General features: G+C 66.3%; 16 protein-coding genes. 4 read left to right on the top strand and 12 right to left on the bottom strand.

Annotated elements, in window-relative coordinates:
* Positions 1-60 precede the first annotated feature (60 nt).
* The gene (locus tag ACLBKT_RS11900; RefSeq protein WP_410183129.1) at positions 61-2,022 is read left to right on the top strand and encodes a hypothetical protein; all 1,962 of its coding nucleotides are present in this window, start codon (positions 61-63) and stop codon (positions 2,020-2,022) included.
* 13 nt (positions 2,023-2,035) lie between these two features.
* Here the strand turns inward: ACLBKT_RS11900 and ACLBKT_RS11895 are convergent, their stop codons facing one another.
* The 5 genes from ACLBKT_RS11895 to ahpC form a co-directional block, all read right to left on the bottom strand.
* Positions 2,036-2,869, bottom strand: coding sequence for a transcription factor jumonji, JmjC (locus ACLBKT_RS11895; protein WP_410183128.1), 834 nt, complete (start codon positions 2,867-2,869; stop codon positions 2,036-2,038).
* 105 nt (positions 2,870-2,974) lie between these two features.
* Positions 2,975-4,810 carry a gamma-glutamyltransferase family protein gene (locus ACLBKT_RS11890; protein ID WP_410183127.1) on the bottom strand — a complete coding sequence of 612 codons (1,836 nt, stop codon included), beginning with the start codon at positions 4,808-4,810 and terminating at the stop codon, positions 2,975-2,977.
* Positions 4,811-5,026: 216 nt separating this feature from the next.
* Complete coding sequence (gene katG, locus ACLBKT_RS11885) at positions 5,027-7,246, bottom strand: catalase/peroxidase HPI (RefSeq protein ID WP_410183126.1); 2,220 nt, start codon at positions 7,244-7,246, stop codon at positions 5,027-5,029.
* A gap of 274 nt (positions 7,247-7,520) precedes the next feature.
* Positions 7,521-9,110 carry an alkyl hydroperoxide reductase subunit F gene (gene ahpF, locus ACLBKT_RS11880; RefSeq protein ID WP_410183125.1) on the bottom strand — a complete coding sequence of 530 codons (1,590 nt, stop codon included), beginning with the start codon at positions 9,108-9,110 and terminating at the stop codon, positions 7,521-7,523.
* Positions 9,111-9,420: 310 nt separating this feature from the next.
* Positions 9,421-9,987: an alkyl hydroperoxide reductase subunit C gene (ahpC, locus tag ACLBKT_RS11875; RefSeq protein ID WP_104941341.1), complete on the bottom strand. Its 567-nt coding sequence runs from the start codon at positions 9,985-9,987 to the stop codon at positions 9,421-9,423.
* A gap of 304 nt (positions 9,988-10,291) precedes the next feature.
* Here ahpC and ACLBKT_RS11870 point away from each other — a divergent pair, with 304 nt between their 5' ends.
* A complete protein-coding gene (locus tag ACLBKT_RS11870; protein ID WP_410183124.1) occupies positions 10,292-10,603 on the top strand; it encodes a GIY-YIG nuclease family protein in 312 nt (103 codons plus the stop codon).
* A 401-nt stretch (positions 10,604-11,004) separates the two neighbouring features.
* Here ACLBKT_RS11870 and aroC read toward each other — a convergent pair whose 3' ends face one another.
* Entirely contained in the window at positions 11,005-12,075 is a 1,071-nt protein-coding gene (aroC, locus tag ACLBKT_RS11865; RefSeq protein ID WP_410183123.1) for a chorismate synthase, read from the bottom strand.
* Between the two features lie 145 nt (positions 12,076-12,220).
* On the opposite strand from aroC, the gene ruvA reads away from it, so the two are divergent.
* Positions 12,221-12,829, top strand: a complete 609-nt coding sequence (gene ruvA / locus ACLBKT_RS11860) for a Holliday junction branch migration protein RuvA (protein WP_410183122.1) — start codon at positions 12,221-12,223, stop codon at positions 12,827-12,829.
* A gap of 35 nt (positions 12,830-12,864) precedes the next feature.
* Here ruvA and ACLBKT_RS11855 read toward each other — a convergent pair whose 3' ends face one another.
* Positions 12,865-13,200 (bottom strand): GIY-YIG nuclease family protein, encoded by a 336-nt coding sequence (locus ACLBKT_RS11855; protein WP_410183121.1) that lies wholly within the window; start codon positions 13,198-13,200, stop codon positions 12,865-12,867.
* 55 nt (positions 13,201-13,255) lie between these two features.
* Here ACLBKT_RS11855 and ruvB point away from each other — a divergent pair, with 55 nt between their 5' ends.
* Complete coding sequence (gene ruvB, locus ACLBKT_RS11850) at positions 13,256-14,284, top strand: Holliday junction branch migration DNA helicase RuvB (RefSeq protein WP_410183120.1); 1,029 nt, start codon at positions 13,256-13,258, stop codon at positions 14,282-14,284.
* A gap of 579 nt (positions 14,285-14,863) precedes the next feature.
* Here ruvB and ACLBKT_RS11845 read toward each other — a convergent pair.
* From ACLBKT_RS11845 to ACLBKT_RS11825, 5 genes are all read right to left on the bottom strand, one after another.
* Positions 14,864-15,472: a hypothetical protein gene (locus tag ACLBKT_RS11845; RefSeq protein WP_410183119.1), complete on the bottom strand. Its 609-nt coding sequence runs from the start codon at positions 15,470-15,472 to the stop codon at positions 14,864-14,866.
* Between the two features lie 18 nt (positions 15,473-15,490).
* Complete coding sequence (locus ACLBKT_RS11840; RefSeq protein ID WP_410183118.1) at positions 15,491-15,697, bottom strand: hypothetical protein; 207 nt, start codon at positions 15,695-15,697, stop codon at positions 15,491-15,493.
* Positions 15,698-16,035: 338 nt separating this feature from the next.
* Entirely contained in the window at positions 16,036-16,560 is a 525-nt protein-coding gene (locus ACLBKT_RS11835; protein ID WP_410183117.1) for a rhodanese-like domain-containing protein, read from the bottom strand.
* A gap of 8 nt (positions 16,561-16,568) precedes the next feature.
* Positions 16,569-19,241 (bottom strand): aconitate hydratase AcnA, encoded by a 2,673-nt coding sequence (gene acnA, locus ACLBKT_RS11830; protein WP_410183116.1) that lies wholly within the window; start codon positions 19,239-19,241, stop codon positions 16,569-16,571.
* Between the two features lie 129 nt (positions 19,242-19,370).
* Positions 19,371-20,261, bottom strand: a complete 891-nt coding sequence (locus ACLBKT_RS11825; protein WP_410183115.1) for a DMT family transporter — start codon at positions 20,259-20,261, stop codon at positions 19,371-19,373.
* Between the last annotated feature and the right edge of the window lie 81 nt (positions 20,262-20,342).

Genomic DNA, 20,342 nt, shown 5'->3' with positions numbered 1-20,342 from the left:
CGTGCGATTAAGCACGTTGCCATGCCTGCGGCTGCGCGCGGGCGGGAGACGCCGCGCCTCATGCCATCCCATCTGCCCGCCCGAATTCATGACAGCTGGCAACCGCATCTGGCGCTGGGCATCACCGGGCACCGCGCCTCCAACCCTTCGTACCGCGCCCATGCGCCAGCGATTGCGGCAGCGCTCGCCGCGCTGTTCGCCCGGATCGAGGCGATGGCCAACAGTCTGCCGGGCACGCGCGGGGCGGTGCGGCTGCACAGCCTGATGGTCGATGGGACGGACCAGGTCGCCGCCGAGCTAGCGCTGGCGCAGGGCTGGGAACTGGCGGTGCCGCTGCCGTTCGGCGCGGGGCTCAATGGCGCGATCAACGCCCACCCGCACACGCTCGCCGATGCCGATGCGCTGCTCGCGGGCGGCATGGCGAGCGACCCTGCGGTCGAGGCCAGGGCCGCCGCGATCCGCGCTGTCACGGCGCGCGCCTGCCTCTTCGAACTGGCTGACCGCGATGCCGAGGTGGAAGCCCTGTGGCGCGCGGTGATCGCCGATCCGGAGGACCGCGCCGCTACCCGCGCTTTCGAAGCGCTCGCGTCGGACAATGTCGCGCTGGCGGGGCGCGTGATGATCGAGCGGACCGATCTCGTCATCGCGGTGTGGGACGGCAAGGTCGCCAATCTGCCCGGCGGGACGGGGCACACGGTCGTCGCCGCGCTCCAGATGGGGACGCCGGTGCTGCTGATCGATCCCGCTGCGCCCGAGGCCTGGCGGATCCTCACCCGACCCGAGGAATTGGCCCAGCCCGATTTCGACGGGTCGCCTGACAGTGCCCGGCTGGAAGCGATCATCCGCGCTGCCGTGGTGGTGGAGGACTGGAGCCCGGCCAGCCTCGCCAAGGAACAATGGCGCCCGCACAGCTCCCGCGCTTTCGGCCTCTATCGCCGGGTCGAGCGGATGTTCGGCGGCGGAGGCAGCCCGTTTGCCTCGCTCAAGATCGCCTATGAAGCGCCCGATGCCATCGCGACCGGTAGCGGCGCGGGAGTGATGGCGGCGGCGCAGACCATGCCGGGTGGCGATGCGCAAGTGACGCGCCAGCTGGCCGAAGATGTGCTGCCACTCTTCGCCTGGGCCGATGGGATCGCCAGCCGCCTTGCCGATGCCTACCGCAGCGGGATGACGGTCAATTTCGTGCTCGCTGCGCTGGCGGTGATGATCGGGATTGCGTTTCTGCCCACCGGGATGGGCGATAGCAAATGGGCCTTTGCACTGGTCGAGCTGCTCTTGCTTGGCGGGATCCTGGTGATGACGGCGGCAGGATCGCGGCTGGGCTGGCACCGGCGCTGGTTCGCGATGCGCCGCGCGACCGAGTATCTGCGCCATGCCCCTGCCTTGCTGCTGCTGGGCGTCGCCCGGCCCACCGGACGCTGGGCGCGGAGCGGTGAGGGGGCGGAATGGCCCGAACATTTCGCCCGCCATGCACTGCGCGATGTCGGGCTTCCGCAGGTTCAGGTGACGCGCGCCTATCTGCGCGCGGGGTTGACCGGTGTCGTCTTGCCCCATGTCATCGCGCAGGCGAGCTATCACGAGGCCAAGGCCCACCGGCTGGAGCGGGTGCACCACCGGCTTGATAAGGCGGCGGAGAGCTGCTTCGCGCTCGCCGTTGCATCGGTTGTGGCCTATCTGGGGCTGAAGGGCGCGGGCCTTGCCGGGGTCGTGCCGAAGCACCTGGCCGCTGACTGGTCGCCGTTCTTCACCTTCTGCGGCGTCGCTTTCCCGACGCTGGGTGCCAACCTTGCCGGAATCCGATACTTCGGCGATTTCGAACGCTTCGCTGCAATCTCGCAAGTGGCGGCGGAGAAGCTGCGCGAGATTGAGGCGCGGATCGGCCTGCTACTGTCAGGCGCGCCCGCCGCGCTGACCTATGGCGCGACGGCCGATCTGATCCATGCGCTGGATGACGCCGTGGTCGAGGAAATCGCCAGCTGGCAATCCGTGTTCGGTGCCAAGCATCTGGCGCTACCGGCCTAGGCGCGCTGCGGCATCATACCAGCCCGATCCTCTGGGCAGCCCGACTCACCACGGCGCGCAGCAATGGGGCACTGGGCTGCACGACCGGATCATAGGCGGGCAGGCCGACGCGGCGCAGCAGCGGGTTGAGACTGAGGGCATCGGCAATCGCGCGGCTCTTGCGGCTCTGCCACGTCACCGACAACGAAAGGGATGGCTTGAATCCGGCCTGAATCCAATGCGGCGCGGCATAGGGCACGAAGAGCGCATCGCCCCGCGCCAGCTTATGCTGTTCGCCCAGCGCCGCGTAATGATGCTTCCATTCGAGCAAGTTCTGGCCTGTGCGATGATAGGCTTCGCGCCGCGCCAGATCGAGGAAAGGCGGCGCAGGCGGGTAGGTGGCCAACGTCTTGTCACCGGCAATCTGGAACAGGATGCTATCCTCGGTATCGAAGTGGAAAGGGGTGCGGGCACCGGGTGCGCTGATGAAGATGAAGCCCTTGAAGTTGCGCAACGCTGCGGTCGCTGTGCCGATGACGGGGGCAATCTCTCCCAGCAACCGTTCGAGCAACGCGCGATAGGCAGGCAATTGCTCGATAGAGCGTAGCATGATCCATCCCGAGCCCGCGCCGCCTGCGGCAATGGCATTGGCGATGTGCGCGTCACTGTCGCGCACACGAAAGGCCTCGCCATTGCTGGCATTGTGGACACGCCGTTCGACATGCTGGCGCGGCAGCGCGCGCGCGGCCTGAGCCAGCGCGGGGTAGCTGAGCAGACCCTCGGCAGCGAGGTGGTGGCGCAATCGTCCCGGCTTGCGCGGAAAACGCGCGCGCAAATGGGACAAGGAGTTGGGGTCAATCAGCGACATGAATGCGGCCCTGTCAACGAAATCCCTACTGTATAACAAGTATTTGCCCGGATTCCGTGAAGGGCTGGTTAACGCAAACTGCCACTCGCTTAACGCGCGGGCGGATCAGTAGCCGCTGGCTTGTCCGTCCTTTCGCATTTCGGTCGCACCGGTGTAGACGCCGCTCACCGGATCGCGCACGATCGCCTGATAGCCGCCGAAGGGGATGCCGGTTTTCTCCACTTCCACCCGGTGGCCCATCGCCCGCAGGGCTTCGACCGTCGCCGCCGGGATGCCGGGCTCGAGCTGAAGCACGCCGAGCATATCGACCGGCGCCGTGTCGGCGGGGCTGCCCGCCAGCGCATCGGTCGGCTGGCGGCCGCCATCATGGTGCAACCGCGCCGCATCGCCCGCTTCCTGCAGGTTCATCCCGTAATCGACGAGGTTGATCAGCACCTGCACATGGCCCTGCGGCTGCATCCCGCCGCCCATCAGCCCGAAGCTCATCCACGGCTTGCCGTCCTTCTTGATGAAGGCCGGGATGATCGTCTGGAACGGGCGCTTGGCGGGCGCATAGGCATTGGGGTGCGCGGGATCGAGGCTGTAGAGCTCGCCCCGGTCCTGGAACATGAAACCCAGCCCGTCGGGCACCAGCCCGCCGCCCATGCCGCGATAGTTCGACTGGATCAGGCTCACCATCATCCCGTCCTTGTCGGCGACGGTGAGGTAGGTGGTGTCGCCCGGCCCTTCCAGCTTGGGGGCAATCAACGCGCCGGGGGTGAAGGCGGGCGTGGCCTTGGCCGGGTCAATCAGGGCGAAGCGCTGCTTGCCGTAGTCGTCGGTGAGCAATTCCGCGGGCGCGCGGGCGAAGGCCGGATCGGCATAGAAACGGGCGGCATCTTCAAAGGCGAGACGCTTGGCCTCGGTGATATAGTGGATCACTTCAGGACTGCCGCGCTCCCACTGGGTGAGGTCGACATTCTTCAGGATGTTGACCATCTGGAGCGCCGCAAAGCCCTGCGAGTTCGGCGGCAGTTCGCACAGCTCGTAGCCCTTGCGGTATGCCACGCAGGCAACATCGACCCACGCGCTGTCATGTGCGGCGAAATCGGCGAGGGTGAAGGCGCTGCCCTGCCGTCGCAGGTAATCGACCATCACCTTGGCCAGATCGCCCGTGTAGAAGGCATCGCGCCCGCCAGCGGCAATGGCCTCCAGCGTGTTCGCCAGATCCGGGTTGCGGAACATCTCGCCGGGGCGCGGTGCGCGGCCTTCCTTGAAATAGGTCGCGCGGGCATTGGCGAATTCGAACGGGGTGGTGGTGCGCTGGCGTTCGTAATTCTTGAGCCCGCGCTCCATGTACATCGCGATCACCGGGGCGACCGGGTGGCCTTCGCGAGCATAGCGGATGGTTGGGGCGAGGACGTCGGCCATCGGCAGCTTGCCGAAGCGCGCGTGGAGATCGAACCACGCATCGACCGTGCCGGGGATGGTGACAGGCAGCACACCCACGGGAGGCAGGCTGGTCGCGCCGGCGGGCAACTTGGCCTTGAGCTGGTCGAGCGTCTGGCCGCTGGGCGAGCGGCCTGATCCGTTGATGCCGATCAGTTGGCCGGTCTTGGGATCGTGAACAATCGCGAACAGATCGCCGCCGATGCCGTTGCCGGTGGGCTCCATCAACCCGAGCGCTGCGTTGGCGGCAATCGCCGCATCGACCGCAGAGCCGCCCGCCTTGAGAATATCGAGCGCGATTTGCGTCGCAAGCGGGTGGGCGGTGGCGGCCATGCCATGCGGGGCGACCACCGGCGAGCGGCTCCACTGTGCGCCGACGGGCCGCGCGCCGGGACCGATCCCGGCGGTGGCCTCGGGGGCACTGGTGGCGGGGTTGGGCGCGGCCTCTTGCGCGAGGGCGGGGGCCGCGAGGAGAGCGGTGGCGGTAAGGAGGAGGGGTGCAAGTTTGATCATGGGGCCGCACCCTAAGCAAGTCGTGCAAACCTTCAACCATCGTGATTGCGAACCGAAGGCGTGGCAATCCATGGCCCGGGCTCTTGGTGTGGGCTGCGGTCGCCCTTGGATTGCCGCGTCGCCAGTGGCTCCTCGCAATGACGAGGAACGGCCACGGCGAGAAAAAAGGCCCCCGGTGTCGCCACCGGAGGCCCTTCTGGGTCAGCGTGTCACCGCTCAGGCGTGGTACTTGGCGTAGCTCACGTCGAAGCGGTCGGCGTTCATCACCTTGTTCCAGGCCGAGATGAAGTCGCACACGAACTTGCCCTCGTTCCCGCTCTCGGCATAGACCTCGGCCTGCGCGCGCAGGATCGAGTTCGAACCGAAGACGAGATCGGTGCGGGTCGCGCGCCACTTCTCCTCGCCCGTCGCGCGGTCGACGCCGACATATTCCTCGTCACCGCTGTCATCGACCGGCGACCACTTGGTCCCCATATCGAGCAGGTTGCGGAAGAAGTCGGGCGTGAGCTTGCCCGGGGTCTCGGTCAGCACGCCGATGCGGTGGCCGTGGTGGGCGTGATCGCTCACCGCACCCAGCGCGCGCATCCCACCGACCAGCACGGTCATCTCGGGAACCGACAGGCCGAGCAGGTGCGCCCGGTCGATCAGCATCTCCTCAGTGCGGACCTGGGCCTTGGTCTTGAGGTAGTTGCGGAAGCCATCGGCGAAGGGCTCGAGCGGCTCGAAGCTCGCCGCGTCGGTGTGCTCTTCGGTCGCATCGCCGCGCCCGCCGAGGAAGGGCACGGTCACATCATGCCCCGCATCGCGCGCCGCCTTTTCGACCGCCGCCGAACCGGCCAGCACGATAGCGTCGGCCATGCTCAGCGCTCCGCGATGGGCGTCGATGGTGTCGAGCACCTTCGCCAGCTCCGCCGGGTCATTGACCGCCCACGAACGCTGCGGTTCCAGCCGGATGCGCGCGCCGTTGGCACCGCCGCGGTGGTCGGAGTTGCGGTAGGTCGAGGCCGAGGCCCAGGCCGCCTTGACCAGCTCGCGCACGCTGAGGCCGCTGTTCAGGATCGCATCCTTGAAGCGGGCGACTTCGGCATCCGAAGGCGTGGTGCCCGCCGGAACCGGGTCCTGCCAGATCAGCGTCTCTTCCGGCACTTCCGGCCCGAGGTAGCGGATCTTGGGCCCCATGTCGCGGTGGCACAGCTTGAACCACGCGCGGGCGAAGGCATCGTCCAATGCCGCCTGATCGTTCAGGAACCGCTCGGAAATCTTGCGATATTCCGGGTCGTTCTTGAGCGCCATGTCGGCGGTGGTCATCATCGTCGGCACCTTCTTCGACGGGTCGCGCGCGTCGGGGGCCATGTCTTCGGGATCGGGGTTGATCGGCTGCCACTGGTGGGCACCGGCGGGGGACTTCACCAGCTCGAAGTCATACTTGAACAGCAGGCGGAAGTAGTCGTTGCCCCACTGGGTCGGGTTCGGCGTCCACGCGCCCTCGATCCCCGAGGTGGTGATGTTGCCAGCCTTGATTTCTTCCTCGTCATTGAGCCAGCCGAAGCCCATCAGGTGCAGGTCTTCGCTCTCCGGAGCGCCGCCGAAGGTGTCGGCCGGGTGCGCGCCGTGGGCCTTGCCGAAGGCGTGGCCGCCGGCGGTGAGCGCGACGGTTTCCTCGTCGTTCATCGCCATGCGGGCGAAGGTCTCGCGCATGTCGCGGGCCATGCCCTCGGGATCATGCGGGTTGCCCTGCGGCCCTTCGGGGTTGACGTAGATGAGGCCCATCTGGATCGCGGCGAGCGGGTTTTCGAGCGCCTTGCCTTCCTTGGGCTGGATGCGGGTGGCGACGCCTTCGTTGACCCACTGCTCCTCGGTGCCCCAGTAGACGCTCTCAGGTTCGAACACATCGGCGCGGCCGCCGCCGAAGCCGAACACGGGTCCGCCCATGCTCTCGATCGCGACATTGCCGGTGAGGATGAACAGGTCCGCCCAGCTGATGTTCTTGCCGTATTTCTGCTTGATCGGCCACAGCAAGCGGCGGGCCTTGTCGAGGTTGCCGTTATCGGGCCAAGAGTTGAGCGGGGCGAACCGCTGCTGGCCCGAGCCCGCGCCGCCGCGTCCGTCACCGGTGCGATAGGTGCCCGCCGCGTGCCAGGCCATGCGGATGAAGAAGGGGCCGTAGTGACCATAATCCGCCGGCCACCACGGCTGGCTGTCGGTCATCAGCGCGGTGAGATCGGCCTTCAATGCCTTGTAATCGAGCGCGTTGAAGGCTTCGGCATAGTCGAAGTCCTCGCCATAGGGATTGGCGCTCTTGCCCTGCTCGGTCAGGATGTCGACCTGCAGCGCCTGCGGCCACCAATCCCGATTGGTGCGGCCCAGCAGGTTCCGCATATCCATGCTGCCGTGGAACGGGCAACCGCCGCTCATCTCTCCGGTTTTTGCGTCCATGATGTGTCTCCTCTCGAAGTTCAGACTCGTCCCTTGCGGGGGTCTATGGCGAGAAGATTACGCTTTCAGGATGGCGCGTCCAATCGATTAATACGCGCTTTTTGATTGAGTGGGGCGATTAGTGGACCGAGTCGGTGCGCACAAAAAAGCCCCCTCCTCTTCAGAGGAGGGGGTTGGGGGTGGTGGCGTGTGCCGCTGACACCACCCCGCTGCGACTAGCGAGCAAGCTCACAAGTCTCGCGGCCCTCCTCTAAAGAGGAGAGCGGGCTTTGCCTCAAGCCGCCTGCGCGACCTCTTCGACCGGCTCGTTGCGGATCAGGAAGTCGAACGCCCCCAGGCCCGCCTTCGCGCCTTCGCCCATGGCGACGACGATCTGCTTGTGCGGCACGGTGGTGCAGTCGCCCGCGGCGTAGATGCCGGGGATGGAGGTCGCGCCGTGATCGTCGATCACGATCTCGCCGAACTTGCTCAATTCGAGGCCCGTTTCGCGCAGCCATTCAGTGTTCGGCACAAGACCGATCTGGACGAACACGCCTTCCAGATCGATGCGGCGCTCGTCGCCGTTGGCGCGGTTCTTGACCACGAGGCCGTTCACGCGGGTGCCGTCACCCAGCACTTCGGTGGTCTGGCCGTTGGTGATGATCTCGACATTCGGCATCGAGCGCAGCTTGCGCTGGAGCACCTCGTCGGCGCGCAGCTTCACGTCGAACTCGATCAGGGTGACGTGGCCGACGATCCCGGCCAGGTCGATCGCTGCCTCGACGCCGGAGTTGCCGCCGCCGATCACCGCGATGCGCTTGCCCTTGAACAGCGGGCCGTCGCAGTGCGGGCAATAGGCGACGCCCTTGTTGCGATACTCCGCCTCGCCCGGCACGCCGAGATTGCGCCAGCGCGCGCCGGTGGAGAGGATCAGCGAGCGGGCGCGCAGGGTCGCGCCATTGGCCATCACGACTTCGTGATAGCTGCCGACGTCCTTCGCCGCGCGCAGTTCGACCGCGCGGGCGAGGTCCATCAGGTCGATCTCATATTCGCCGACGTGCTTCTTCAGGCTGTCGGTCAGCTTGGGGCCCTCGGTGTAGGGCGTGCCCGGGAGGTTCTCGATCCCGAGCGTGTCCATCAGCTGCCCGCCGAAGCGTTCCGCCGCGATGCCGGTGCGGAAACCCTTGCGCGCGGTGTAGACCGCCGCCGCCGCGCCCGCCGGGCCGCCGCCGACCACCAGCACCTCGAAGGGCGCCTTGGCGGCGAGCTTCTGGGCCTGCTTGGCATCGGCATTCTTGTCGAGCTTCGCCAGGATCTCGGCCAGCTCCATCTTGCCGTTGTAGAAGGGCTCGCCATTGAGGAAGGTCGCGGGCACGGCCATGATGTCGCGCGCCTCGACTTCGCTCTGGAAGGTGCCGCCTTCGATCAGCGTCGCGGTGATGCGCGGGTTCTCGAGCGCCATCAGCGTCAGCGCCTGCACCACGTCGGGGCAGTTGTGGCACGAGAGCGAGAAGAACATCTCGAAATGGAAGTCGCCCTCGAGCGCGCGCACCTGCTCGATGAGGTCGGCATCGACCTTGGGCGGGTGGCCGCCGGCCCACAGCAGCGCGAGCACCAGCGAGGTGAATTCGTGGCCCATCGGCAGGCCCGCAAAGCGCACCCACTTCTCGGCGTCGGACGCGCGGCGGATGATGAAGCTGGGCTTGCGATCATCGGTCCCGTCAAAGCGCGCGGTCACAAGATCGTGCAGCCCGGCGATCTGTTCGATCAGCTGGCGGGTCTGGCGCGACTTCTCGCTGTCATCGAGGCTGGCGACCAGTTCGATCCCCTCGCGAAGATTGCCGAGATAGGTTGTGAGCTGGGCCTGCATGGCGGCGTCAAGCATGGGTCTGTTTCCTTCGTCATTGCGAGGAGCCCCGTCAGGGGCGACGTGGCAATCCATGGATCGACCTATCGGCAAGCGGAAAGAGCAGGCCATGGATTGCCGCGTCGCCTCCGGCTCCTCGCGGGTGACGAGGAGGGGGCAGTGAGGGTTGGGTAACGCGGGACCGGACGGCACTTGCCCCGAAAAGGGGAGAAGGGGCGGGCACATCCGGTCCCGGTCACGACCCGAGGGCATCAAGCCACTCGGGATTTGTCAGTCAGCGCAGGGCGTGGGGGAGGGGGGAAGCCCCGCGCTGACCGAAAGGGCAGGCTTAGATCTTGCCGACGAGGTCGAGCGAGGGAGCCAGCGTGTCGCTGCCTTCTTCCCACGCCGCCGGACAGACCTGACCGGGGTTGGCACGCACATACTGCGCGGCCTTGATCTTGCGGGTCAGTTCGTTGGCATTGCGGCCCACGCCTTCGCAGGTGATTTCCATGATCTGGATCACGCCGTCCGGATCGACCACGAAGGTCGCACGGTCGGCCAGGCCCACGCCTTCACGCAGCACGCCGAAGTTGTTCGACAACACGTGGTTCTGGTCGCCCAGGAACGGGAAGGTCAGCTTGCCGATCTTGTCCGAGGTGTCGCTCCACGCCTTGTGGCTGAAGTGCGTGTCGGTCGAGACGGCGTAGACTTCGACGCCCATCGCCTGAAGCGTGGCGTACTTCTCGCCCATGTCTTCCAGTTCGGTCGGGCACACGAAGGTGAAGTCGGCCGGGTAGAAGAAGAACACCGACCACTTGCCCGCGAGATCCGCGTCGGTGACGGTGAAGAAGTCCTTGCCCTTCTGGAAGGCGGTGGCGGTGAACGGCTGGATGGTCGAACCGATGATACCCATGGGAATTTGTCCTTGTGTTGGGTGGTTGGAAGAGGGTTGAAACTGACCGTGCCCAGATAGGCGTTTTTGCGCTGCACAAAAGTTGATTTGTGCGATTGCGAAAATCGGTTTTTTCAATGAGTGGGCCGGGAACCAATCGGATTTGGCGGTCAGGCAAATGCCGCGTCCGGTCTGCTTTTGGAGGTTGGCGATGGATTGCCCTATGACCGGAATTGGGTGAAACACTGCCCCATCTTCACCGTCGCCCCGTGCTTGACACGGGGCTAGGCTTTTCTTTCTTCGGCATTGACGCGATACCCGGCGCATGGAGAAGGGTGGCTGGGTCTACTTCATGGCGAACCGCTATCGCGGCGGGATGTATGTCGGGGTGACCGCAGATGCGCTCGCCCGCGTCTACCAGCACCGCGAGGGCACCGGCTCGCGCCATGTCGCGGATTTCGGCAAGACCCGGCTTGTTTATGTCGAGCGTCACGACACCATCGAAGGCGCCATCGTCCGCGAGAAGCTCGTCAAGAAGTGGCGGCGCGAATGGAAGTTTGTGCTGGTCGAGAAGGATAATCCGGACTGGGATGATCTTTGGGATCAGTGGTTCGGATCAAGTGCGCCAGAAAGTTAGCCAAGCCCCGTGTCAAGCACGGGGCGACGAGGGGAAATGACCGCACCGTGATCGATAGCCGCATGGCAGGTTTTGCCGTGCGGCCATTGATAACCGACGTTTCCTACAAGCCTACCAATCGTTAGGTTTGGCTTTGGCTCTTTCCCATTGTCATGTCTGGCCGCAAGTGGTCGGTTGATCGCCGGAGCACAAAACAAGCCCCCGCTCCCTGTCCGTCCGCTTTGGCGGATCGGGCAGAGGCGATTGAAATCGTTCAGAAATACACCGGCAAGCCAAGCGGACAGGGTGTCCGCTTTGTAACGCTTAATGTCGCTTGGCGGCATCCCGCTGCTTGAGCGGGCTTGCCGCTTTAGCCGCGCCACCACTTACGCTACTTCAGCGCGTGCTTGCCGCGCTATCGCTCAGCCCACCTGCCCCCGGTGCAGCAGCTTGTGGTCTGCCAGTACCAGCGCCATCATCGCCTCGACCACCGGCGTGCCGCGGATGCCCACGCACGGATCGTGCCGGCCCTTGGTAACCACGTCCACCGCCTCGCCAGCCGAATTGATCGATTCCACCGGGGTCAGGATCGAGGAGGTCGGCTTGAACGCCACGCGGCACACCACCGGCTGCCCGGTCGAAATGCCGCCCGCGGTGCCGCCTGCGTGGTTGGCGAGGTAGATCGGCTTGCCATCGGGGCCGGGGCGCATCCGGTCGGCGTTTTCCTCGCCAGTGAGGCGCGCGGCTTCGAAGCCGTCGCCGATCTCGACGCCCTTGACCGCGTTGATGCTCATCATCGCGGCGGCGAGGTCGCTGTCGAGCTTGGCATAGATCGGCGCGCCCCAGCCGGCCGGGACGCCCTCCGCCACGCATTCGACGATCGCACCGAGGGACGATCCGGCCTTCCGCGCCGCATCGACCTTTTCCTCCCAGCGCTTGGCCGCTTCGGGGTCGGGGCAGAAGAACGGGTTGTTGGCGATCTCGGCATAGTCGATATTCGCAGGGTCAATCCGATCGCCGCCGAGTTCGCAGACATAGGCGGTGATGGTGACCTCCGGGATCACCAGCCGCGCCACCGCGCCCGCCGCGACCCGCGCCGCTGTCTCGCGCGCAGAGGAGCGCCCGCCGCCGCGATAGTCGCGGATGCCGTATTTGGCGTCATAGGCGTAATCGGCATGGCCCGGGCGGTAACGCTGGGCGATCTCGGAATAATCCTTCGAGCGTTGATCGGTGTTCTCGATCATCAAGCTGATCGGCGTGCCGGTGGTCTTGCCCTCGAAGGTGCCCGAGAGGATCCGCACCAGATCATCCTCGCGCCGCTGGGTGGTGAATCGGCTCGTCCCCGGCTTGCGGGCATCGAGGAAGGGCTGGATGAAGTCCTCGGAGATGGCGAGCCCCGGCGGGCACCCGTCGACGACCGCGCCCAATGCGGGCCCGTGGCTCTCTCCCCAGGTGGTAAAGCGCAGCACGCGCCCGAAGGTGTTCCAGCTCATGGGGCGGTTCCTTTACCCAAACTCCCGTTCGTGTCGAGCGTAGTCGAGACACCTTGATGGATGCATCGCGACTTCGCTCGATGCGAACGGGGATTTGTGAGGCAGAACACTAGCCAAGCCAGAGAGATTAGGTCAGGAACAAACCATGATTGCAAAGCTCTCAGGCAGGCTCGATGCGACCGGCGAGGACTGGGCGGTGGTCGATGTCGGCGGGGTGGGTTACCTCGTCCACTGTTCGAGCCGCACGCTTGCGGCACTGGGCGAGGTGGGCGAGGGTTGCACCGTCCACACCGAACTGCAGGTGAGCGAGAACGACATGCGCCTCCTCGGGTTTGCCGAGCAGGCGGAGCGCGACTGGTTCCGGCTGCTGACCGGCGTGCAGGGCGTGGGGAGCAAGGTCGGCCTCGCGATCCTCTCCGCGCTCTCGACCGGAGAACTGCGCGACGCCTGCGGCAAGGGCGACGCGGCAATGGTCGCGCGGGCGCAGGGCGTGGGGCCGAAGCTGGCGGGCCGGATCGTCAACGAGCTCAAGGACAAGGCGGGCGGGATGCCGGGCGGCAGCGGTGGGTTTGCGGTCTCGGCCGCCGCCGCCCCCGCAGGCAGCAAGGGCGCGGATGCGGCGAGCGCGCTGGAGAACCTCGGCTTCAAGCCTGCGGTGGCGGCGCAGGCCGTGGCCGGGGCGCTCGAGGAATTGGGCGAGGGCGCGAGCGAGGGTGATCTGATCCGCGTGGCGCTGAAGAAGGCGGCGGGGTGATGGGAGCCACCTCCCTTCGTCATCCTGAACTTGTTTCAGGATCCATCCGGCCTTCCGCGCGGATCCATCGGCGCAAACCCCAGCCCCACGGCCAGATCATGCCAATCGGGGTTTTCGCTCTCGATCAGGTTGATCTTCCACTGCCGGTGCCAGCGCTTCAACTGCTTCTCGCGCAGGATCGCGCGCTCCATCTCGACGAACAGCTCATAGCGGACGAGGTGGTGGACCTTGTAGCGGCGGGTGAAGCCGGGGACGACGCCATTGCGGTGCTGCCACAGCCTGCCGATCAGGTCGCTGGTCACACCGATGTAGAGCGTGCCATGCCGCTGGCTCGCAAGGATGTAGACGCAGGGCTGGCGCTCTTGCCGCATGGTGCTGAGGGTGACGCACGATGGATGCTGAAACAAGTTCAGCATGACGGGATTTATGACTGAGCCCCTCCACTCCCCCGCCCGCCAGCCCGGCGACCCGGACGCCGCCCTGCGCCCGCGCAGGCTCGCCGAGTTCGTCGGGCAGGAGGCGGCCAAGGGGAACCTTGCCGTCTTCATCGCGGCCGCGCGGGCGCGGGGGGAGGCGATGGATCATACCTTGTTCTTTGGCCCCCCCGGTCTCGGCAAGACCACGCTGGCGCAGATCATCGCGGGCGAGCTGGGGGTGGGCTTCCGCGCCACCAGCGGCCCCGTCATCGCCAAGGCGGGGGATCTCGCCGCGCTGCTCACCAATCTCGAACCGCACGACGTCCTCTTCATCGACGAGATCCACCGCCTCTCGCCGGTGGTGGAGGAGGTGCTCTATCCTGCGATGGAGGACCGCGCGCTCGATCTCATTATCGGCGAGGGGCCCTCGGCGCGCTCGGTGCGGATCGACCTGCCGCCCTTCACCCTGATCGGGGCGACCACGCGGCAGGGCCTGTTGACCACGCCGCTGCGCGACCGCTTTGGCATCCCGGTCAGGCTCAACTTCTACACGCACGAGGAGCTGGAACGCGTCGTGACCCGCGCCGCCGGGTTGCTCGGCCTGGCGATCCAGCCCGATGGCGCACACGAAATCGCCCGCCGCAGCCGCGGCACACCGCGAGTCGCTGGCCGCCTGCTGCGCCGCGTGCGCGACTTTGCCGATGTCGCGGGCGCGGCAGCTGTCACCCGTCATGTCGCTGACGAGGCGCTGACGCGGCTCGAGATCGACCGGCTCGGCCTAGACGCGATGGACCGGCGCTATCTCACGATGATCGCCACCACCTATAAGGGCGGCCCGGTGGGGATAGAGACGCTGGCGGCGGGCCTTTCCGAGCCGCGCGACACGGTGGAAGAGGTGGTCGAGCCCTACCTCATCCAGCTCGGCCTCATCGCCCGCACTGCGCGAGGCCGGGTGCTGAATGATGGCGGCTGGGCGCATCTGGAGCTGACCCCGCCCAGAGAATCACCCCCAAGCCAGTCAGGTCTGTTCGAGGACTGATCCCCGGCCATTTGGTTAACCGATCAGCTAACCCGACCCCTGTTTTCGGTGCCAGTTCGGGACAGCGCGCCCGAAATCCCGCGATTTCCGGCCGATTCCCGCCGTTCCCGGTGCTCCGGCGTGGTTAAGCGGATTGCCCGCCAGCGCCATCTGACATCAAAAGAACGCTGGATTTGGGGGAAGTGCGGACAGTCCGCATCCAACCCGCAGGCAAACAGGGTTACCGACTATGTCGCTCAAACTGGCCATCGCGAAGCTTTCCGCCGCTGCTGCGGGTGTCGCATTGTTGCAAGGCGGCGCGGTGCGCATGGCCGAACCGATGAACACCGCCGCACCGGATTACTCGACCAATATCGATGGCAAGCTCATTGCGGTCGATCCGGTGACGGGCGCGCGCTACATCAAGACGCGCGAGCGGGACATTCCGATGCCGGAACAGCGTCGCCGCCGGATTGTCGAGCGCACGATCGAATGTCAGCCGGTGGGTCCGGCCGGCTCGGTCGCTGCGGCCAGCGCGCCCGCCGGGGCAACCCAGGCCTATTTCGACGCCAATGAATGTCCGCCGATCACGCAGATGGCCTATATGCCTGCGCCGCTTCCGCCACTTCCGCCAATTTCGGGCGGCGGCGGAGTTGGCGGCGGCTGGGGCGGCGGCTTCGGCGGCGGCTTTGGTGGCGGTTTCGGGGGCGGCTTCTTCGGCGGCTTCTTCGGCGGCGGCGGTTCCTCGTCGGGCGACGTCTCGGTCTCGACCACCACCTCGACCTCCGGGAGCAGCAGCAGCAGCGGATCGAGCGGCGTCGTGGTCGATATCGACATCGACAACTCCACCTCGACCACCTCGTCTTCGGGCCAGATCAGCACGTCCACGACGTCGTCGTCAGGCCAGATCAGCTCTTCGACCGGGCAGGTTTCGACCTCGACCTCGACCGGGCAGGTTTCCACCAGCACCGGCGCGGTGTCGAGCACCAGCACCTCCGGCAACGTCAGCTCTTCGACCGGTGCGGTCTCGACGAGCACCGGGGCCGTGTCGTCCAGCACGGGTGCGGTCTCCAGTTCCTCGGGCAATGTCAGCTCCTCGACCGGCGCGGTGACATCCTCGGGTTCGTCTTCGTCCTCGTCGTCGTCCTCGAGCTCGTCTTCGTCGTCCTCTTCGTCCTCGTCCTCTTCGGGCGGCGGCAGCAGCGGCAAGCCGGGTGGCAGCTCGGGTCATCCGGGCAGCACGTCTTCGGGCGGTTCGGGTTCGTCCGGCTCGTCAGGTTCGTCGGGCTCGAGCTCCTCGGGCAGCAGCGGCGGCAGCAGCTCGTCTTCATCGTCGGGTAGCAGCTCGTCCTCGTCGTCGGGCAGCAGCAGCTCGTCGTCGTCCGGCGGCGCGACCAGCGGTGGCAGCACATCGGGCGACATGACCAGCAGCACCAGTGGCAGCTCGTCGTCCTCCTCGTCGTCTTCTTCGTCGTCGTCTTCTTCGAGCAGCTCCAGTGGCTCGTCGGGCAGCAGCGGTTCCTCGGGGTCGAGCTCGTCTTCGAGCAGCAGCAGCTCTTCTTCGTCTTCGTCCTCGTCGAGCAGCAGCAGCTCGTCCTCTTCGTCGGGCGGTCATGACGTGCCGGCTCCGCCGATGACGATCCTGTTCGGCCTTGCCGCCGCAGCGATCCTCGGACGCCGCAAGTTCCTCGGCTAAGCCGGAGCGGTCAGACACAGCAAAAGGGGCGGCCTGATCGGGCCGCCCCTTTTCGTTTGCGCGTCAGAATTGTGGCTTAAGGCTTGTCGACCGGCTGCTGCGCGGCTTCCCAGGCGAGCATCCCGCCTTCGAGATGTTCAACCGGCTCACCCGTCACCGCGGCCAGTTTCTCACCCGCCATCGCGGAACGGCGGCCCGAGCGGCAATAGAGCACCACCTCGCGCCCATCCGACAGATCGAGCGCGGTGGGATCAAACTGATCGAGCGGGATGTGTTCGGCGCCGGGGATCACGCCCTCGGCCACTTCGGCGGTGGTGCGCACGTCGATCAGGCGGATATTGCCCTGCTCAAGCCGCGCGGCCAGCTGTTCCGGCGTCAGCGCGATCAGCGGTGCGGGGGCTGCCGGAGCAGGCACCGCCGAATCGTCCGCCGTGCCATCGCTCACCCCGGCCATTGCCAGTTCAAAGCCCAGCGGCGCGGACGGCCCTTTGCGGCCCTCGCCCGCCCCGCTGCCTTCGCCCCCGCAGGCCGACAGCGCCAGCACAAGCGGCGCCAGCGGGAGAGCGGGAGCAAGCAGCAGAGCGAGGCGGGCTGGCGTCATGCCTCTCCTTATGCCGCAAGCTTGCGCAGAACGTAATGGAGAATTCCGCCGTGGCGGTAATATTCCATCTCGTTTGCGGTATCGATGCGACACAGAGCGGTGAAGCTGAACTGCGTGCCGTCCTCACGGGTGACTTCGACCGTGACGTCCTGACCGGGGGTGAGGTCGGCAAGGCCGCGGATCGAGAAGGTGTCGGTCGCCGCAAGGCCAAGGCTCTGGCGGGTGTCGCCTTCCTTGAACTGGAGCGGCAGCACGCCCATCCCGACGAGGTTCGAGCGGTGGATGCGCTCAAAGCTCTCGACGATCACCATGCGGACACCCAGCAGGATCGTGCCCTTGGCCGCCCAGTCGCGCGAGGAGCCGGTGCCATATTCCTTGCCGCCGATCACCACCAGCGGGGTGCCGTCTTCCTTGTGGCGCATCGCCGCATCGTAGATCGGCATGGTCTCGCCCGCATAGGTCGAGAAGCCGCCTTCGACGCCCGGGACCATCTCGTTCTTGATGCGGATATTGGCGAAGGTGCCGCGCATCATCACTTCGTGATGGCCGCGGCGCGAGCCGTAGGAGTTGAAGTCCTTCTTGGTGACCTGGTTCGACATCAGGAACTTGCCCGCCGGGCTGTCTTCCTTGATCGAACCGGCCGGCGAGATGTGGTCGGTGGTGACCGAATCGCCGACGATCGCCAGCGGCTTGGCATCGACGATGTCGGTGATCGGCGCCGGGGTCATGGTCATGCCCTCGAAATAGGGCGGGTTGGCGACGTAGGTCGAACCCGCGCGCCAGGTGTAGGTGTCCGACGGGGCGACTGTGATCGCCTGCCAGTGCTCGTCACCGTCATAGACGTTGGCGTAGCGCGATTCGAACATCGAGCGGTCGATATTGGCGGCGCGGTGTTCGGCGACTTCGGCGTTGGTCGGCCACAGATCGGCGAGCATCACGTCATTGCCGTTCTGGTCCTGGCCGATCGGGGTGGTCGTGATGTCCTCGGTCACCGTCCCCTTCAGCGCATAGGCCACCACCAGCGGCGGCGAGGCGAGGAAGTTGGCGCGCACGTCGGGCGAGACGCGGCCTTCGAAGTTGCGGTTGCCCGAGAGCACCGAGGCCGCGACGATATCGTTGCCGTTGATCGCGGCGCTGATCGGCGCGGCGAGCGGCCCCGAGTTGCCGATGCAGGTGGTGCAGCCATAGCCGACGAGGTCGAAGCCGACCGCATCCAAGTGCTCCTGCAGGCCCGACTTTACGAGGTAGTCGGTGACGACCTGCGAGCCGGGGGCGAGCGAGGTCTTGACCCACGGCTTGGGCTTCAACCCCTTCTCGTTGGCCTTCTTGGCGACGAGACCCGCGGCGATCAGCACGTCGGGGTTCGAGGTGTTGGTGCAGGAGGTGATCGCGGCGATCACCACGTCGCCGTCACCGATGTCGTGGTCCTTGCCCTCGACCGCGACGCGCGCGGGCGCAGCCTTGCCATAGGCCTTGGTGAGGTCCGAATTGAACAGGTCGTCGACCTCCTGGAGGATCACCTTGTCCTGCGGACGCTTGGGTCCGGCGAGGCTGGGGACGACCGCGGCCATGTCGAGCGAGAGGGTCTTGGTGAAGACCGGCACGTTGGCCGGATCGAACCACATGCCCTGCGCCTTGGCATAGGCTTCAACCAGCGCGATGGTGTCTTCGCTGCGGCCGGTGAGGCGCAGGTAATCGAGGGTCTTGTCGTCGATCCCGAAGAAGCCGCAGGTCGCGCCGTATTCGGGGGCCATGTTGGCGATAGTGGCGCGGTCGGCAAGCGTCAGGTTGGCCACACCCGGCCCGTAGAACTCGACGAAGCGGCCCACCACGCCGACATTGCGGAGCATCTGCACGCAGGTCAGCACCAGATCAGTCGCGGTCACGCCCTCGGCCATTGCGCCTTCGAGGTAGAAGCCGACCACTTCGGGGATCAGCATCGAGACCGGCTGGCCGAGCATCGCGGCCTCGGCCTCGATCCCGCCGACGCCCCAGCCCAGCACGCCGAGACCGTTGATCATGGTGGTGTGGCTGTCGGTGCCGACGCAGGTGTCGGGATAGGCGACCATCACGCCGTCCGGCCCTTCGGACGACCACACCGCGCGTGCGAGATGTTCGAGGTTCACCTGGTGGCAGATCCCGGTGCCCGGGGGCACCGCGGTGAAGTTCTGGAAGCTCTTCGAGCCCCACTTGAGGAAGTCGTAACGCTCGGCATTGCGCTCGTATTCCAAAGCCATGTTGGCTTCCATCGCCTTGGGATGGCCGAATTCGTCGACCATGACCGAGTGGTCGATCACGAGGTTGACCGGCACCAGCGGGTTGATCTTGGCGGTGTCGCCGCCGAGCTTCTTGATCGCGTCGCGCATCGCGGCAAGGTCGACAACGCAGGGCACGCCGGTGAAGTCCTGAAGCAGCACGCGCGCCGGGCGGTACTGGATTTCCTCGCCGGTGGTGGGGTTGTTCTGCCAGTCGACCAGCGCCTGGATGTGCGAACGGGCCACCGTGAACCCGCCGTCTTCAAAGCGCAGCAGGTTTTCCAGCAGCACCTTCATCGAGATCGGCAGTTTGGAGATATCGCCCAGCTGCTCAGCGGCTTTCGCGAGCGAGTAATAGGCGTACTGCTTGCCGTTAACGTCAAGCGTCTGGCGGGTGCCGAGCGAATCCTGGCCGATTGCGGTCATGGGAGGGTTCCATCCTTATGATTAGACCCGCCCCCGATCCACCAAGGGCGCGGTTTTCGAGGGCGCACTGCGCTTTCAGACGCGCGAGGTCAAGGGGGGCAAGGGGCTTACCGCCCTTGGCAAATGGTCTTAGCTGGCGGCGACCGGGGCGGGGCGGGCGGGGCGGGTGGCGAGCCAGCATCCGCCAATGATCAACGCTGTCCCGGCGAGTGTGGGCACAGTCACCGCTTCGTGGAAGAACAGCCAACCGAAGAGGCTCGCCCAGACAAAGCCCGAATATTCGGTCGGCACCAGCACATTCGCCTCGGCCCGTGCATAGGCCCAGGCGATGGCGAGCGATCCGGCCACCGTCAGCGCGCCCGCCGCCAGCAGCGGCACCAGGGCGTCGCCGGAGGGTGTCTCCCACAGGAGCGGGGCGAGCGTCAGCAGCACCAGCCCGCCGATCCCACTGTGAAAGGTCGCGATCTCCAGCGGCCCGGCGACCTGCGCCTGCCGCCGGATGACAATGAAGTTATAGGCATAGAGCAGTGCCGAGACGAACAGCGAGGCCACGCCCAGCGCCGCGCCTTCATCAAACTTTCCCTGCCCGATCCGCCCGCCCACAATCACCAGCGTGCCCGCAAAGCCGAGCACGCTCGCCCCGATCGCCGCGCGGCTGATCACCTCACCCAGCAGCACGCGCGCAAGGTAGAGCGCGATCAACGGCGCGATAAAGCTCAGGGCAATCGCCTCGGCCAGCGGCAGCAGGGTCAGTGAGAAGAAAAAGGTCAGCGCCATGAAGGCCGACACAACGCCGCGCGTCAGGTGCAGCTTCCACACCGCGCGGCTTGGCATCGCCGGCCCGCGTGACAGCCACACCGGGGCGATCAGCGCGGCGCCGATGAATGCCCGCAGCACCGTGGCGGTATAGGCGCCGATCAGCAGCGCGGCCTCTTTCATGAAGGCATCCATCAGCGACAGGAAGCTCACGCCCGCCAGCGCAGCGACAAACGGTAGCAGAGGGTGATGGCGCGGCGGCATGGGCGCTCCTTAAGCGCAGGTGGCCCCAAGGTCACGCCAAGGACACAGGGGTGTGAACATTAATCCAGGTGAAAGCCAAGG

The organism is Erythrobacter sp. W302b, assembly GCF_046452395.1.
Lineage (GTDB): Bacteria > Pseudomonadota > Alphaproteobacteria > Sphingomonadales > Sphingomonadaceae > Erythrobacter.
This window is presented reverse-complemented; position numbering and strand designations above follow the sequence as displayed.